This window comes from Streptomyces aurantiaciflavus (assembly GCF_049808595.1).
Taxonomy (GTDB): Bacteria; Actinomycetota; Actinomycetes; order Streptomycetales; family Streptomycetaceae; genus Streptomyces.
Genome location: NZ_JBNCAQ010000028.1, coordinates 1 through 14,688 on the forward strand (window position 1 = coordinate 1; position 14,688 = coordinate 14,688).

Below are 14,688 nucleotides of genomic sequence, written 5' to 3' on the forward strand. Positions count from 1 at the left end.
TCAGTTGCTCGCGTCCACTGTGTTGGTTCTGAAACCACGAACAGCCCCACGTGCCACACGTGGTGCGGCTGACAGTTTCATAGTGTTTCGGTGGTTATAGCGTGAGGGAAACGCCCGGTTACATTCCGAACCCGGAAGCTAAGCCTTACAGCGCCGATGGTACTGCAGGGGGGACCCTGTGGGAGAGTAGGACGCCGCCGAACAATCATTCAAAAGGGTTGGGCTTTGAACTTCGGTTCGGAGCCCAACCCTTTTTTGTTCTTCGTCACTTGAAGTTCATGTTGCGCGCCCAGCATCCACCGCATGGGTACTGCTGCAATGCTCAGGGCCGCAGGAGTCGGAATCGGTGACGAGGTCATCGTGCCGGCCTTCGGGAACGTCGAGGTGGCCGAAGCGGTGGCCCTGGCGGGTGCGCTTCCGATGTTCGCCGACGTGGACCCGGTGACCTACTGCCTCGACGCGGACGCCGTCGATGCCGCCGTAACTTCCCGGACCGCGGCCGTCGTTGTCGTACATCGATTTGGGCGGCCGGCGGACATCGCGCGGTTGCACGAGCTGGGGCAGCGGCACGGCCTGCTGGTGTTGGAGCAGGCCGAGTCGCAGGCGCCGTATGACGAGGTCGCGCAGCGCAGGGAGCGGGCGGCCTATCTTGATGCGCGGTTGCGCGGCGTGCGGACGCCCGACGGCGGGGACGGGCACACCTATCAGCAGTACGTCGTGCGCGTGCCGGGGAACGGGCGGCCCGATCGGGACGCGTTCGCACGGGCTCTGCGGGGAAGGGGAGTCGAGTGCCGGGTGCCGGTGAAGACCCCGCTGCACCGGTTGCCCGAGTTCCGGCGGTTCGTTTCGCTGCCGCAGACCGAACTCGCTGCCGACGAGACACTCGCGCTACCGGTGGAGGCCTCGCTGACGAAGCGGGACATGCAGCGGATCGTGTCCGCCTGCAACGCACTTGGGGGGCTGCTCCAGCCGGCCTTCTGAACGAGTTTGGGACTACCGCTTCGTTCGGGGTATGATCTATTCCGTTGCCGCGAGGGAAACCTCAAAAGGCGACAGGCCCCTATAGCTCAGTCGGCAGAGCGTCTCCATGGTAAGGAGAAGGTCAACGGTTCGATTCCGTTTGGGGGCTCCAGACAAAATCCCCCGCCCATCCGGGCGGGGGATTTTTCGTGTCCTCCCTCAGGCCACTCGCATGGCCAGGATCGCCATGTCGTCCGACGGGGCGTCCGACGCGAAGCGTTCCACCGCGCGCATGATGCGAGCGGCGACCGCGCCGGCCGTCAGGCCCGTGCAGGTGGTGAGGACATCGGCGAGGCCGTCGTCGCCCAGCATGCGGGTGCCCTCACGGCGCTCGGTGACGCCGTCCGTGACACAGAGCAGGACGTCGCCGGGGTCGAGGGTGACCGTCTGCTCGTAGAGCTCCAGGTCCTCCATGACGCCGAGGAGGGGTTGAGGCTCGGCTGCCGCCTCGACCGTGCCGTCCTGGCGGAGACGGAGGGGGAGCGGGTGGCCGGCGCAGACCACCTTCAGTTCCGCACTGCCGTCCTCCTGCGGACGCATCTCGCCGTAGAGGAGGGTCAGGAAGCGGCTGCGGGCTCCCTCGTCGAGGATGGCGGAGTTCAGGCGCTCCAGGACCGCGGGTCCGCTGAGGCCCTCGCGGGCCAGCAGGCGCAGGGCGTGGCGGGCCAGGCCCGTCACCGCAGCCGCGTTCGGGCCCGTGCCGCAGACGTCGCCGATGGCGAAGCCGTAGGCGCCGTCGCTGATGGGGAAGACGTCGTAGAAGTCACCGCCGACCTCGTTGCCCTCGCCGGCCGCCCGGTAGATGACCTCGACCTCGACGCCGTCGATCTTGGGGGTCTCCGGGGGCAGGAGGCTGCGCTGGAGGGACTGGCTGATGGCCGTGCGCTCCGAGTACAGGCGGGCGTTGTCCAGGGCGAGGGCCGCTCGGCGGCTCAGGTCCTCGGCCAGTTCCAGGATTTCCTGGCGGAAGTGTTCGTCGGTGGGCTTGCCGAGGGTGAGCATGCCGATGACGCGGTTGCGTGCGACCAGGGGCAGGACGACTGTTTCGCCGCCCACGGCGGAGGCCGTGGCCAGGGTCGGGCCGATGCCCGACGTCACCTGGTGGGAAGGGCCGCCGGTCAGGCCGAGGCTGCGCATGGAGCTGCGCAGAGCCGCTTCGTGCGCCGCCTCGCCGGGGGCCGACCAGACCCGGGCACCCGGGGTGGGGACCGGGTCCGGCGGGGAGATCTTCGAGAGCAACGACTTGATGCCGTCGATGAGTTCCTCGTCCTCGTGCAGGACGTACGACAGGTACGGTTCCGAGGCCTGGTCGGCGATCGTGTAGACCGCGCACCAAGTCGCCAGTGTGGGGACCGTCATCTGGGCCATGAGGGCCAGGGTCTGGTCGCGGTCGAGGGTGCCGGCGAGGAGGTCGGAGGCTTCGACGAGGAAGCTGAGGGAGCCTCGGCGCAGGCGCTCCAGTTCGCCCAGGCGGGCCGACTCGACGGCCAGCGCGATGCGGTCCGCGGCGAACTGCAGGCGCAGGGCCTCCTCGTTGGAGTACCTGGCGGGGGCCTCGGCCGCGACGCCGAGGGAGCCGGTGAGGCGGCCTTCGACCTTCAGCGGGACCGTGACCACCGAGCGCATGCCCGTGCCGTTCAGCAGGGGGACGGCGCCGGGGACGGCCAGGAGGTCCTCGTGGACGGCCGGCATGCGGGCGGAGCCGTAGCGGCCGGGGCCCGCCTCGACGGGCACGCGCGCGAAGCGCTGGCGGGCGGAGGGCAGGCCGGTCGAGGCGCGGACCTCCAACTCCGTTTCGTCGTCGGTGGCGAGGAGCAGGAAGGCGGAGTCGCCGTCGAGCATGTCGCGGGCGCGTTCCACCGTGCGCTGGAGGAGTCCGTCGAGGTCGTCCGGGGCCGGGGAGCCGATGAACACCTCGAAGGGGTCGGTGCTCTGGCCGTCTGCGGCGGGGGCCGCGTCGGAGGCCGGGACGCGCAACGGCGTCTGCAAAACCGCCCGTTCGTGGTCGCGGACGAGGAGGCAGACCGTGGAGGGGTCGCCGTCGGTGTCGCGGACGCGCAGGTGGGAGGCGTACACCGGGGTCACGCGGCCGTCGGCGCCGCGGATGCCGTAGCTGCCCTCCCAGCGGGAGAGTTGGAGCGCCTCGGCGATGCCGGTGCTGGTGCCGGGGGTGTGCGGCCAGGCGGCGAGGTCGGTGAGGGGCTTGCCGGTGACCTGGTCGGCGGCGTAGCCGAAGAGTTCCTCGGCGTCCTCGTTCCACGCGGAGATGGCGCCCGTGCGGTCGATCTGGACGACGGCGACGCGGACGCGGCCGTCGGCGAGGGGGAGGAGGTCGGCGGGGAGCGACGGGCCGGCCGCGCGGGTGCCGACCGGGCGCTCGGGGAGCGCGAGTTGGAACCAGACGTTCTTGTGGGTGGGCGTGTAGTCGACGCCCCAGCGGCCCGCGATCGCCGCGCACAGTTGGAGGCCGCGGCCGCCTTCGCGGTCGGGGCTGCCCATGGAGGCGGGGGAGCCCTGGAGGGGGATCTCGCGCTCCGGGTAGCGGTCGGCGACCTCGATGCGCACGCCGTCGTCGGTGCGCAGGCACAGGACGTCGGCGTGGGTGCCCGCGTGGACCACCGCGTTGGTCACCAGTTCGCTGGTGAGGACCACGGCGTCGTCGACGATGTCCGCGAACCCCCAGCCCTGGAGGGTGTCGCGGACGAAGGAGCGGGCGGTCGCGACCGATCGCCCGACGGGCTCGAAACTGGCAGCCGCGCGCGCGGTGATCACTGAACTCCTCGGCCGATCGTCGACGTGCAGGGCTCCCCGGCCGTCCTGCTCGCACCGCTGCTGCGGAAGCGTGTTCGGCCGGGGTTCCGGGGGCTGTTCCCCCGGGATCAGTCCGGTGGTCATGTGTGCGGCCGCCCTCCGATGCCCGCTCGTGCTCGTGCCACCGCCCAGGCCGGACGGACCGGCGCGGCTGGACAGCCGCATGCAAGGTTACTTACCTTCCCCCTCCGTGCGGATGCCGGTCGCCGGTGTTTCCGCCCCCCGGGTGTGCGGAGCGTGTGCGAAAGCTGCCGAACTGTTATGGCCGGGTTGGGAGAGGGTGAAACACTGGGCAGGCTTCTTGTGAAGGTCCGGCAGACTGGGTGCCTTCTGTGTACGCCGGGCAGCAGCCTTTCGGGCCTGCCTGATTTCATCGGGCAGTGGAACGGACGACCCCTGCGGGAGGGACAAGTGGAGTCTGGCGCAGCGACGCGGGGCACTAAGGCGCGCGCGAAAGGCGGACAGTCCCTGAACAGGCAGCGCACACCTCGAGGCGGGACCACCACGGTGGACACGGCGGCCCTGAACAGGTTGCTGGCCGCGCTCGTTTCCATGCGGGACGGGAACTTCCGCAAACGGCTCACGGTGTCCGGGGACGGCGTGATGTCGGAGATCGCGGCGGTGTTCAACGAGGTGGCCGACCGGAATCTGCACCTCACCGGCGAGTTGTCGCGGGTGCGGCGCATGGTCGGGCGTGAGGGGAAACTCACGGAACGGCTGGAGACCGGCGCCTGCGAGGGTTCCTGGGCGACCGCCATCGACAACTCGAACGCGCTGGTCGACGACCTCGTACGGCCGGTTTCCGAGGTCGGGCGGGTGCTGTCGGCGGTGGCCGAGGGTGATCTGTCGCCGCGGATGGAGCTGCGGGCGCACACGCCGGAGGGGACCGGGCATCCGCTGCGCGGGGAGTTCCTGAAGGTCGGGCGGACCGTCAACAACCTGGTGGATCAGCTCTCGACGTTCACGGACGAGGTCACGCGTGTGGCCAGCGAGGTGGGGACCGAGGGCAAGCTGGGCGGTCAGGCCCAGGTGCGCGGTATGTCCGGCTCGTGGAAGGACCTCACGGAGTCCGTCAACACGATGGCGGAGCGGCTGACGGCCCAGGTGCGGGACATCGCGCTGGTGACGACGGCGGTGGCCAAGGGTGATCTGTCACGGAAGGTCACCGTGCATGTCGAAGGCGAGATGCTGGAGCTGAAGAACACCGTCAACACGATGGTGGACCAGTTGTCCGCGTTCTCGGTCGAGGTGACCCGGGTCGCGCGCGAGGTGGGCACCGAGGGCATCCTGGGCGGTCAGGCGCAGGTGTCCGGCGTGGACGGTGTGTGGAAAGAGCTCACCGATTCGGTGAACACGATGGCCGGCAATCTCACGGCTCAGGTGCGTGGGATCGCTGAGGTGACGACGGCCGTCGCCAACGGTGACCTGTCGCAGAAGGTCACGGTGTCGGCGCGTGGTGAGGTCGCGCAGCTGGCCGACACGATCAACCAGATGACCGAGACGCTGCGGACCTTCGCGGACGAGGTCACGCGTGTGGCCAACGAGGTCGGTGGCGAGGGGCGGCTCGGGGGCCAGGCGAATGTGCCGGGTGCGGCGGGAACGTGGAAGGACCTCACCGATTCGGTGAACACCGTCTTCCGGAACCTGACCACCCAGGTACGGGACATCGCCGCCGTGACGACGGCCGTGGCCAACGGTGATCTGTCGCAGAAGGTCACGGTGGACGTGGCCGGCGAGATGCTGGAGTTGAAGAACACCGTCAACGGGATGGTGGACCAGCTGTCGGCCTTCGGTGCCGAGGTGACGCGCGTGGCGCGGGAGATCGGTGTCGAGGGTGAGCTGGGCGGTCAGGCGCAGGTGTCGGGCGCGGCGGGGACGTGGAAGGACCTGACGGACTCCGTCAACACGGCGTTTCGGAATCTCACCGGACAGGTGAGGAACATCGCCCAGGTGACGACGGCCGTGGCCAACGGTGATCTGTCGCAGAAGGTCACCGTCGACGTGTCCGGTGAGATGGCGCAGCTGAAGAACACCGTGAACACGATGGTGGACCAGCTGTCGTCGTTCGCCGACCAGGTGACGCGGATGGCCCGTGACGTGGGCACGGAGGGCCGGCTCGGCGGTCAGGCGCGGGTGGACGGTGTGTCGGGTACGTGGAAGGAGCTGACGGACTCCGTCAACTTCATGGCCGGCAACCTCACCTCTCAGGTGCGGCAGATCGCGCAGGTGACGACGGCGGTCGCCCGGGGTGACCTCTCGCAGAAGATCGACGTCGACGCGCGCGGGGAGATCCTCGAGCTGAAGAACACCATCAACACGATGGTGGATCAGCTCTCCGCCTTCGCCGACCAGGTGACCCGGGTCGCGCGCGAGGTGGGTACGGAGGGCCGGCTGGGCGGTCAGGCGCAGGTGCCGGGCGTCGCGGGTGTGTGGCGCGACCTGACGGACTCCGTGAACGGCATGGCGTCCAACCTGACGGGCCAGGTGCGCAACATCGCGCAGGTGGCCACGGCGGTGGCGCGGGGTGACCTGTCCCAGAAGATCACCGTGGACGCGCGCGGGGAGATCCTGGAGCTGAAGAACACGCTGAACACGATGGTGGACCAGCTGTCGTCGTTCGCCGAAGAGGTCACGCGGGTGGCCCGTGAGGTGGGTACCGAGGGCATCCTCGGTGGTCAGGCCGAGGTGCAGGGGGTCTCGGGCACCTGGAAGGACCTCACGCAGTCGGTGAACTTCATGGCGAACAACCTGACCATCCAGGTCCGCAACATCGCCGAGGTCACCACGGCGGTCGCCAAGGGCGACCTGTCGAAGAAGATCACCGTCGACGCCAAGGGCGAGATCCTCGAACTCGTCACCACCGTCAACACGATGGTCGACCAGCTGTCGTCGTTCGCCGAGCAGGTGACCCGGGTCGCCCGTGAGGTGGGCACCGAGGGCATCCTGGGCGGTCAGGCCCATGTGCCGGGCGTCGTGGGCATCTGGAAGGACCTCAGCGACAACGTCAACCTGATGGCGAAGAACCTGACCGTTCAGGTGCGGAACATCTCCCAGGTTGCCGCGGCGGTCGCCAACGGCGACCTGACGCGGACGGTGACGATCGAGGCGCGCGGCGAGGTCGCGCAGCTCGCGGACACCTTCAACACGATGGTGAAGACGCTGAGTTCGTTCGCCGACCAGGTCACCAAGGTGGCCCGTGAGGTGGGTACGGACGGCATCCTCGGTGGTCAGGCGCATGTGCCGGGTGTGGCGGGTACGTGGAAGGACCTCACCGAGTCGGTGAACCAGATGGCGTCCAACCTGACCGGCCAGGTGCGCAACATCGCCATGGTGACGACGGCCATCGCCAAGGGCGATCTGACGAAGAAGATCGACATCGACGCGCGCGGGGAGATCCTCGAGCTGAAGACGACCATCAACACGATGGTCGACCAGCTGTCGTCGTTCGCCGAAGAGGTCACGCGGGTGGCCCGTGAGGTGGGTACTGAAGGACAGCTCGGCGGTCAGGCACGCGTGCGTGACGTCGACGGCACCTGGCGCGACCTCACCGAGTCGGTGAACGAGATGGCCGGGAACCTGACCCGGCAGGTGCGTGCCATCGCGCGCGTGGCGACCGCGGTGACCCGGGGCGACCTGAACCTGAAGATCGACGTGGACGCGTCCGGGGAGATCCAGGAGCTCCAGGACTACATCAACAAGATGATCGCCAACCTGCGTGACACCACGATCGCCAACAAGGAGCAGGACTGGCTCAAGGGCAACCTCGCGCGCGTGTCCGCTCTGATGCAGGGCCGGCGCGACCTGGAGGACGTGGCCTCGCTCATCATGAGTGAGCTGCCGCCGCTGGTGGCCGCTCAGCACGGCGCGTTCTTCCTGGCGATGCCGCCGGCCGACGGCGGGAGCGAGCAGGGCGACCAGTACGAGCTGCGGATGCTGGGCTCGTACGGCTACTCGATGGGGTCGATGCCGGCGTCGTTCCGGCCGGGTGAGGCGCTCGTCGGGACGGCCGCTGAGGAGAAGCGGACGATTCTCGTCTCGAACGCCCCGAGCGGCTACCTGAAGATCTCCTCCGGGCTCGGTGAGGCGCCGCCCGCGCAGGTGATCGTGCTGCCGGTGCTGTTCGAGGGCAAGGTGCTCGGTGTGATCGAGCTGGCGTCGTTCACGCCGTTCACACAGATCCAGAAGGACTTCCTCAACCAGCTCGCCGAGATGATCGCGACGAGCGTCAACACGATCTCCGTCAACACCAAGACGGAGCAGCTGCTGAAGCAGTCGCAGGAACTGACCGAGCAACTTCGGGAGCGGTCGGCGGAGTTGGAGCAGCGGCAGAAGGCCCTCCAGGCGTCCAACGCCGAACTGGAGGAGAAGGCCGAGCTGCTGGCCCGGCAGAACCGCGACATCGAGGTGAAGAACACCGAGATCGAGGAGGCGCGGCAGGTCCTGGAGGAGCGGGCCGAGCAGCTCGCGGTGTCGATGCGCTACAAGAGCGAGTTCCTCGCCAACATGTCGCACGAGCTGCGTACGCCGCTCAACTCGCTGCTGATCCTGGCCAAGCTGCTCGCCGACAACGCCGAGGGGAACCTGTCGCCGAAGCAGGTCGAGTTCGCCGAGACGATCCACGGCGCCGGTTCCGACCTGCTGCAGCTGATCAACGACATCCTCGACCTGTCGAAGGTGGAGGCGGGCAAGATGGACGTCTCCCCGACGCGCATCGCGCTCGTCCAGCTCGTCGACTACGTGGAGGCCACCTTCCGGCCGCTGACGGCGGAGAAGGGCCTGGACCTGTCCGTACGGGTCTCGCCGGAGTTGCCCGCCACGCTGCACACGGACGAGCAGCGTCTCTTGCAGGTGCTGCGCAACCTGCTGTCGAACGCGGTGAAGTTCACCGATTCGGGCTCGGTCGAGCTGGTCATCCGGCCCGCCGGGGCGGATGTGCCGGTGGCGATCCGGGAGCAGTTGCTGGAGGCCGGTTCGCTGACCGACGCCGACGCGCCGCTGATCGCGTTCTCGGTGACCGACACCGGCATCGGCATCGCGGCCAGCAAGATGCGGGTGATCTTCGAGGCGTTCAAGCAGGCGGACGGCACCACCAGCCGCAAGTACGGCGGTACGGGCCTGGGGCTGTCCATCTCGCGGGAGATCGCGCAGCTGCTGGGTGGTGAGATCCACGCGCAGAGCGAGCCGGGGCGTGGCTCGACGTTCACGCTGTACCTGCCGCTGCACCCGAGCGAGTTGCCGCCGCAGGGCTACCAGCAGGTCGTGCCGGCGCTGGAGGCGGGCGACCTGGTGGCGTCGGAGAACGGCGCGGCCGAGCTGTCGGAGCTGTCCGACGCGGAGATCGAGACGCCGGCCGAGGTGAAGTCGTACCAGGAGACGCAGAACGGGCCGGCCGCGCTCTTCCGCAGGCGGCGCCGCTCGGTGGCGGGTGGCGAGCCGCAGGTGGGGCGGCCGGACCAGTGGGCGCCGGTGGGGCACCACGCGCCACAGGGGCACCGGAGTTTCCGGTTCGGCGGTGAGAAGGTGCTGATCGTCGACGACGACATCCGCAACGTCTTCGCGCTGACCAGCGTCCTGGAGCAGCACGGCCTGTCGGTGCTGTACGCGGAGAACGGCCGTGAGGGCATCGAGGTCCTGGAGCAGCACGACGACGTGGCGGTCGTCCTGATGGACATCATGATGCCGGAGATGGACGGGTACGCGACGACCACGGCGATCCGGCGGATGCCGCAGTTCTCCGGGCTGCCGATCGTCGCGCTGACCGCCAAGGCGATGAAGGGCGACCGGGAGAAGGCGATCGAGTCGGGCGCCTCCGACTACGTCACGAAGCCGGTCGATCCCGATCACCTGCTGGCGGTGATGGAGCAGTGGATGCGGGAGGAGTGACGGGAACCGTGCCGGGAGGCGAGAAGTTGCTGACTGAGGGTGTCCGATGCCGTGTAGCGGGGCGGGAATCGGGGAACCTTCTGGTCTCCTGCCGCGTTCCTGCTACGTGCACAGTGACATCACGGTGACAGGGTGTGGCGACGGTCGGGGTGCGGCTACCATGACCGGCACAAGGAAGGGCGGCGCAAAGGAGTCGTCCCCAGGGGCGGCGCCCGGTGCACTGCCGGGGCGAGGAGGGCGGGCCATGGTGCAGAAGGCCAAGATCCTCCTGGTCGATGACCGGCCGGAGAATCTGCTGGCGCTGGAGGCGATCCTCTCGGCGCTCGATCAGACGCTGGTGCGGGCATCGTCCGGGGAAGAGGCGCTCAAAGCACTGCTGACGGACGACTTCGCGGTCATTCTGCTGGACGTCCAGATGCCGGGAATGGACGGTTTCGAAACGGCCGCCCACATCAAGCGGCGGGAACGGACTCGGGACATCCCGATCATCTTCCTCACGGCGATCAACCACGGCCCGCACCACACCTTCCGGGGGTACGCGGCGGGTGCGGTGGACTACATCTCCAAGCCGTTCGACCCGTGGGTGCTGCGTGCGAAGGTCTCCGTTTTCGTCGAGCTGTACATGAAGAACTGCCAGCTGCGTGAGCAGGCGGCGCTGCTGCGGCTCCAGTTGGAGGGCGGTGGCGGCAAGGCGGCGGCCGGTGGCGCCAAGGAGCCGGCCGGGTTGCTCGCCGAGCTGTCCGCGCGGCTCGCGGCCGTCGAGGAGCAGGCCGAGGCCCTGTCCAAGCAGCTCGACGACGAGTCGGCGGACGCGGCCGCGGTGGCCACCGCGGCGCACCTGGAGCGCAAACTGACCGGCCTGCGCCGGGCGCTGGACGCGCTGGAGCCCGGTACCGGAGCCGGCCCGGCCTCGGTGCCGTCGCAGAACTGACACGTGCGGCGGGAGCAGTTGCTGGTGAGCGGATGTCAGCCTCACGGGTGCAGGCGTCAGTTCCGCGCCTCAGCAGGGGCGACACGAACGGGTGAAGCAGTGGGCGCACGTGTCCACTGCCGTCTCCCCCGGTAATCTCACACCCATGGCCTCACGTCCCTCCGCAGCGAAGAAGCAGCCCGCCAAGAAGGCGGCTGCTCCCGCGAAGGCTCCGGCGAAGAAGGCCGCCGCGAAGAAGGCCCCGGCGAAGAAGGCTCCCGCCAAGAAGGCCGCGGCCAAGAAACCCGCGCCCAAACCGGCGCCCAGCCCCACCGGAGGGATCTACCGGCTCGTACGCGCCGTCTGGCTGGGCCTGGCGCACGCCGTGGGCGCGGTGTTCCGCGGCATAGGGAACGGCGCGAAGAACCTCGACCCCGCCCACCGCAAGGACGGCGTCGCGCTGCTGCTGCTCGGCATCGCGCTGATCGTCGCCGCGGGCACCTGGGCCGACCTGCGCGGCCCGGTGGGCGACCTCGTCGAGATCCTGGTGACCGGATCCTTCGGCCGTCTCGACCTGCTCGTGCCGATCCTGCTCGCGGTCATCGCCGTGCGCTTCATCCGGCACCCCGAGAAGCCCGAGGCCAACGGCCGCATCGTGATCGGCCTGTCCGCACTCGTCATCGGCGTCCTCGGCCAGGTGCACATCGCCTGCGGTGCGCCCGCCCGCAGCGACGGCATGCAGGCGATAAGGGACGCCGGCGGCCTCATCGGCTGGAGCGCGGCGACCCCGCTGACGTACGCCATGGGCGAGGTGCTCGCCGTACCGCTGCTGGTGCTGCTGACGGTCTTCGGGCTGCTGGTCGTCACGGCCACGCCCGTCAACGCCGTCCCGCAGCGGCTGCGGCAGCTCGGGGTGCGGCTGGGCGTGCTGCGCGATCCCGTGGCGGACGACGAGTTCACGGACGACGACGCGCGCTACGACGAGCAGTGGCGCGAGACGCTGCCCGCGCGCCCCCGCCGGCGCTCGAGCGCCCCCCAGGCGTACGACCCCGACGACGCCGAGCAGGAGGCCCTCTCGCAGCGCCGTGGCCGGCCGCGGCGCTCGGCGGTGCCGCAGCCCGCGATGGACCGGCAGATGGACGCGGTGGACATCGCCGCGGCCGCCGCGGCCGACCTCGACGGCGCCGTCCTGCACGGCATGCCGCCGTCGCCGATCGTCGCCGACCTCACCCAGGGCGTGCGCGTGGCGGACCGCGAGCCGACCACGCCGACGCCCGTCCCCGCCCCGGCCGCGCGCCCCAAGCAGGAGAAGCTCAAGCCCGGGGTGGTCCCCGACCTGACCAAGTCGGCCCCCGACGAGCCGCGCGACCTGCCCCCGCGCGCCGAGCAGCTCCAGCTGTCCGGCGACATCACGTACGCGCTGCCCTCGCTCGACCTCCTCACACGCGGGGGACCCGGCAAGGCGCGCAGCGCGGCCAACGACGCCGTCGTCGCCTCGCTGACCACCGTCTTCACCGAATTCAAGGTCGACGCCGCCGTCACCGGCTTCACGCGCGGGCCGACGGTCACGCGCTACGAGGTCGAGCTCGGCCCCGCCGTGAAGGTCGAGCGGATCACCGCGCTGACGAAGAACATCGCGTACGCCGTCGCCAGCCCGGACGTGCGGATCATCTCGCCGATCCCCGGCAAGTCGGCGGTCGGCATCGAGATCCCGAACACCGACCGCGAGATGGTCAACCTCGGTGACGTGCTCCGTCTGGCCGAGTCCGCCGAGGACGACGATCCGATGCTGGTCGCCTTCGGCAAGGACGTCGAGGGCGGCTACGTCATGCACTCGCTGGCGAAGATGCCGCACATGCTGGTCGCCGGCGCCACCGGCTCCGGCAAGTCGTCCTGCATCAACTGCCTGATCACCTCGGTCATGATGCGGGCGACCCCCGAGGACGTCCGGATGATCCTGGTCGACCCCAAGCGCGTCGAGCTGACCGCCTACGAGGGCATCCCGCACCTGATCACGCCGATCATCACCAACCCCAAGCGGGCCGCCGAGGCGCTCCAGTGGGTCGTACGGGAGATGGACCTGCGGTACGACGACCTGGCGGCGTACGGCTACCGGCACATCGACGACTTCAACCGCGCCGTGCGCGAGGGCAAGGTCAAGCCGCCCGAGGGCAGCGAGCGTGAGCTGCAGCCGTACCCGTATCTGCTGGTGATCGTCGACGAGCTCGCCGACCTGATGATGGTCGCGCCGCGGGACGTGGAGGACGCCATCGTGCGCATCACGCAGCTCGCGCGCGCGGCCGGCATCCATCTGGTGCTCGCGACCCAGCGGCCGTCGGTCGACGTCGTCACCGGTCTCATCAAGGCGAACGTGCCCTCACGGCTCGCGTTCGCCACCTCCTCGCTCGCCGACTCGCGCGTCATCCTCGACCAGCCCGGTGCGGAGAAGCTGATCGGCAAGGGCGATGGACTTTTCCTGCCGATGGGGGCGAACAAGCCGACGCGTATGCAGGGCGCGTTCGTGACCGAGGCCGAGGTCGCGGCCGTCGTGCAGCACTGCAAGGACCAGATGACGCCGGTCTTCCGGGACGACGTCACGGTGGGCACCAAGCAGAAGAAGGAGATCGACGAGGACATCGGCGACGACCTGGACCTGCTGTGCCAGGCGGCCGAGCTGGTGGTCTCCACACAGTTCGGGTCGACGTCCATGCTCCAGCGCAAGCTGCGGGTCGGCTTCGCCAAGGCGGGCCGGCTGATGGACCTCATGGAGTCGCGCAACATCGTCGGGCCGAGCGAGGGATCGAAAGCTCGTGACGTTCTCGTGAAACCCGACGAGTTGGACGGCGTGCTCGCGGTGATCCGCGGGGAGGCTGACGGATAGACGTTTCTCCGCAGGGCCGGCGGGCGTCCGTGACTCACCCGTTAGGGAGCGGCGGGCAACCGTTTCCCTTTGGCGTACGTCAAGTTGAGCGAGAGGACAGGTGCGGCTCCCATCCCGGGGCTCGTGCCTGTCCCGTCATCGGTCTGACCGGCCATTCCGATGGCGTACAAAGTCCTACCGCCGGGTTGCCCCGCCCTTTTGCACCCCCCCTAGACTGAACCTCCAGCACAGGTGGCTACACGCTCGAAAGGCGCCCCCGTGTCCATCGGCAACTCCCCTGAAGACGAGCGTCCGTTCGAAGACGTCTCCGAGGAAGCCCGCCCCTCCATCGGCCGCGCCCTGCAGCAGGCGCGTATCGCGGCCGGGCTGACCGTCGACGATGTCAGTACCGCCACCCGGGTCCGGATCGCCATCGTGCACGCCATCGAGGCGGACGACTTCGCACCGTGCGGCGGGGACGTCTACGCGCGAGGGCACATCCGGACCCTGGCCAGGGCCGTCCACCTCGACCCCACCCCGCTGATCGAGCAGTTCGACGCCACCCACGGCGGCCGTCCGGCGCCGACCCCGGCCGCGCCCCTCTTCGAGGCGGAACGTATCCGCCCCGAGCGGCGGGGGCCGAACTGGACCGCGGCCATGGTCGCCGCGATCGTCGCCGTCATCGGGTTCGTCGGCTTCACCGCCTTCCAGGGCGGTGACGACGGAGCGAAGGACGTCGCCGACGGCACCACGCCGACGACCAGTGCGCCCGCCACGCCCACGCCGAAGAGCGACAAGACCGTCGACAAGACGCCGGAACCCTCCGACAGCGCCATCGCCGCCGCGCCCCAGGACAAGGTGACCGTCCAGGTCAGCGCCACCGACGGCAAGAGCTGGATCTCCGCCAAGGACCACAACGGCCGACTGCTCTTCGACGGCCTGCTCAAGCAGGGCGACTCCAAGACCTTCCAGGACAGCGAGAAGATCAACCTCGTCCTCGGTGACGCCGGCGCGATCCAGCTGTACGTCAACGGCAAGAAGATCGAGGACGACTGGCAGCCGGGGGCCGTGGAGCGCCTGACGTACACCAAGGGTGACCCGCAGGCCGGGTGACGGACGGCGCGGGAACGGGGTCGGCGAGGATCGCCGACCCCGTTCCGTATGAAGATCGCCAACCCCGTCGACATGGGCTGTCAGTGAGACA

At 69.3% G+C, this 14,688-nt stretch carries 6 protein-coding genes, 1 tRNA gene and 1 rRNA gene; 7 read left to right on the forward strand and 1 reads right to left on the reverse strand.

The window, feature by feature from the left end:
* Window positions 1-86 precede the first annotated feature (86 nt).
* The 3 genes from rrf (at window position 87) to ACPT94_RS29160 (ending at window position 1,132) form a co-directional block, all read left to right on the forward strand.
* Window positions 87-203, forward strand: a 5S ribosomal RNA gene (gene rrf / locus ACPT94_RS29150).
* A gap of 115 nt (window positions 204-318) precedes the next feature.
* On the forward strand, window positions 319-981 hold the full coding sequence (locus tag ACPT94_RS29155; RefSeq protein ID WP_425247230.1) for a DegT/DnrJ/EryC1/StrS family aminotransferase: 663 nt from the start codon (window positions 319-321) through the stop codon (window positions 979-981).
* Between the two features lie 75 nt (window positions 982-1,056).
* Window positions 1,057-1,132 (forward strand) — tRNA-Thr (locus ACPT94_RS29160).
* A gap of 47 nt (window positions 1,133-1,179) precedes the next feature.
* On the opposite strand, the gene ACPT94_RS29165 is transcribed toward ACPT94_RS29160, so the two are convergent.
* Entirely contained in the window at window positions 1,180-3,915 is a 2,736-nt protein-coding gene (locus ACPT94_RS29165; RefSeq protein ID WP_360343398.1) for a SpoIIE family protein phosphatase, read from the reverse strand.
* Window positions 3,916-4,242: 327 nt separating this feature from the next.
* On the opposite strand from ACPT94_RS29165, the gene ACPT94_RS29170 reads away from it, so the two are divergent.
* The 4 genes from ACPT94_RS29170 to ACPT94_RS29185 all read left to right on the forward strand — a co-directional run bounded on the left by ACPT94_RS29170 (window position 4,243) and on the right by ACPT94_RS29185 (window position 14,597).
* The gene (locus tag ACPT94_RS29170; RefSeq protein ID WP_360343401.1) at window positions 4,243-9,714 is read left to right on the forward strand and encodes a HAMP domain-containing protein; all 5,472 of its coding nucleotides are present in this window, start codon (window positions 4,243-4,245) and stop codon (window positions 9,712-9,714) included.
* A 244-nt stretch (window positions 9,715-9,958) separates the two neighbouring features.
* Window positions 9,959-10,645: a response regulator gene (locus ACPT94_RS29175; RefSeq protein ID WP_360343404.1), complete on the forward strand. Its 687-nt coding sequence runs from the start codon at window positions 9,959-9,961 to the stop codon at window positions 10,643-10,645.
* Window positions 10,646-10,790: 145 nt separating this feature from the next.
* Window positions 10,791-13,505, forward strand: a complete 2,715-nt coding sequence (locus ACPT94_RS29180; protein ID WP_425247209.1) for a DNA translocase FtsK — start codon at window positions 10,791-10,793, stop codon at window positions 13,503-13,505.
* A 258-nt stretch (window positions 13,506-13,763) separates the two neighbouring features.
* Window positions 13,764-14,597 (forward strand): helix-turn-helix domain-containing protein, encoded by an 834-nt coding sequence (locus ACPT94_RS29185; RefSeq protein WP_360343410.1) that lies wholly within the window; start codon window positions 13,764-13,766, stop codon window positions 14,595-14,597.
* Window positions 14,598-14,688 lie beyond the last annotated feature (91 nt).

Excerpts from the sequence above, each read along its gene's own strand:
- ACPT94_RS29155 (WP_425247230.1), top strand. The coding sequence starts at position 319 with ATGCTCAGGGCCGCAGGAGTCGGAATCGGTGACGAGGTCATCGTGCCG.
- ACPT94_RS29180 (WP_425247209.1), top strand. The coding sequence starts at position 10,791 with ATGGCCTCACGTCCCTCCGCAGCGAAGAAGCAGCCCGCCAAGAAGGCG.
- ACPT94_RS29165 (WP_360343398.1), bottom strand. The coding sequence starts at position 3,915 with ATGACCACCGGACTGATCCCGGGGGAACAGCCCCCGGAACCCCGGCCG.
- ACPT94_RS29175 (WP_360343404.1), top strand. The coding sequence starts at position 9,959 with ATGGTGCAGAAGGCCAAGATCCTCCTGGTCGATGACCGGCCGGAGAAT.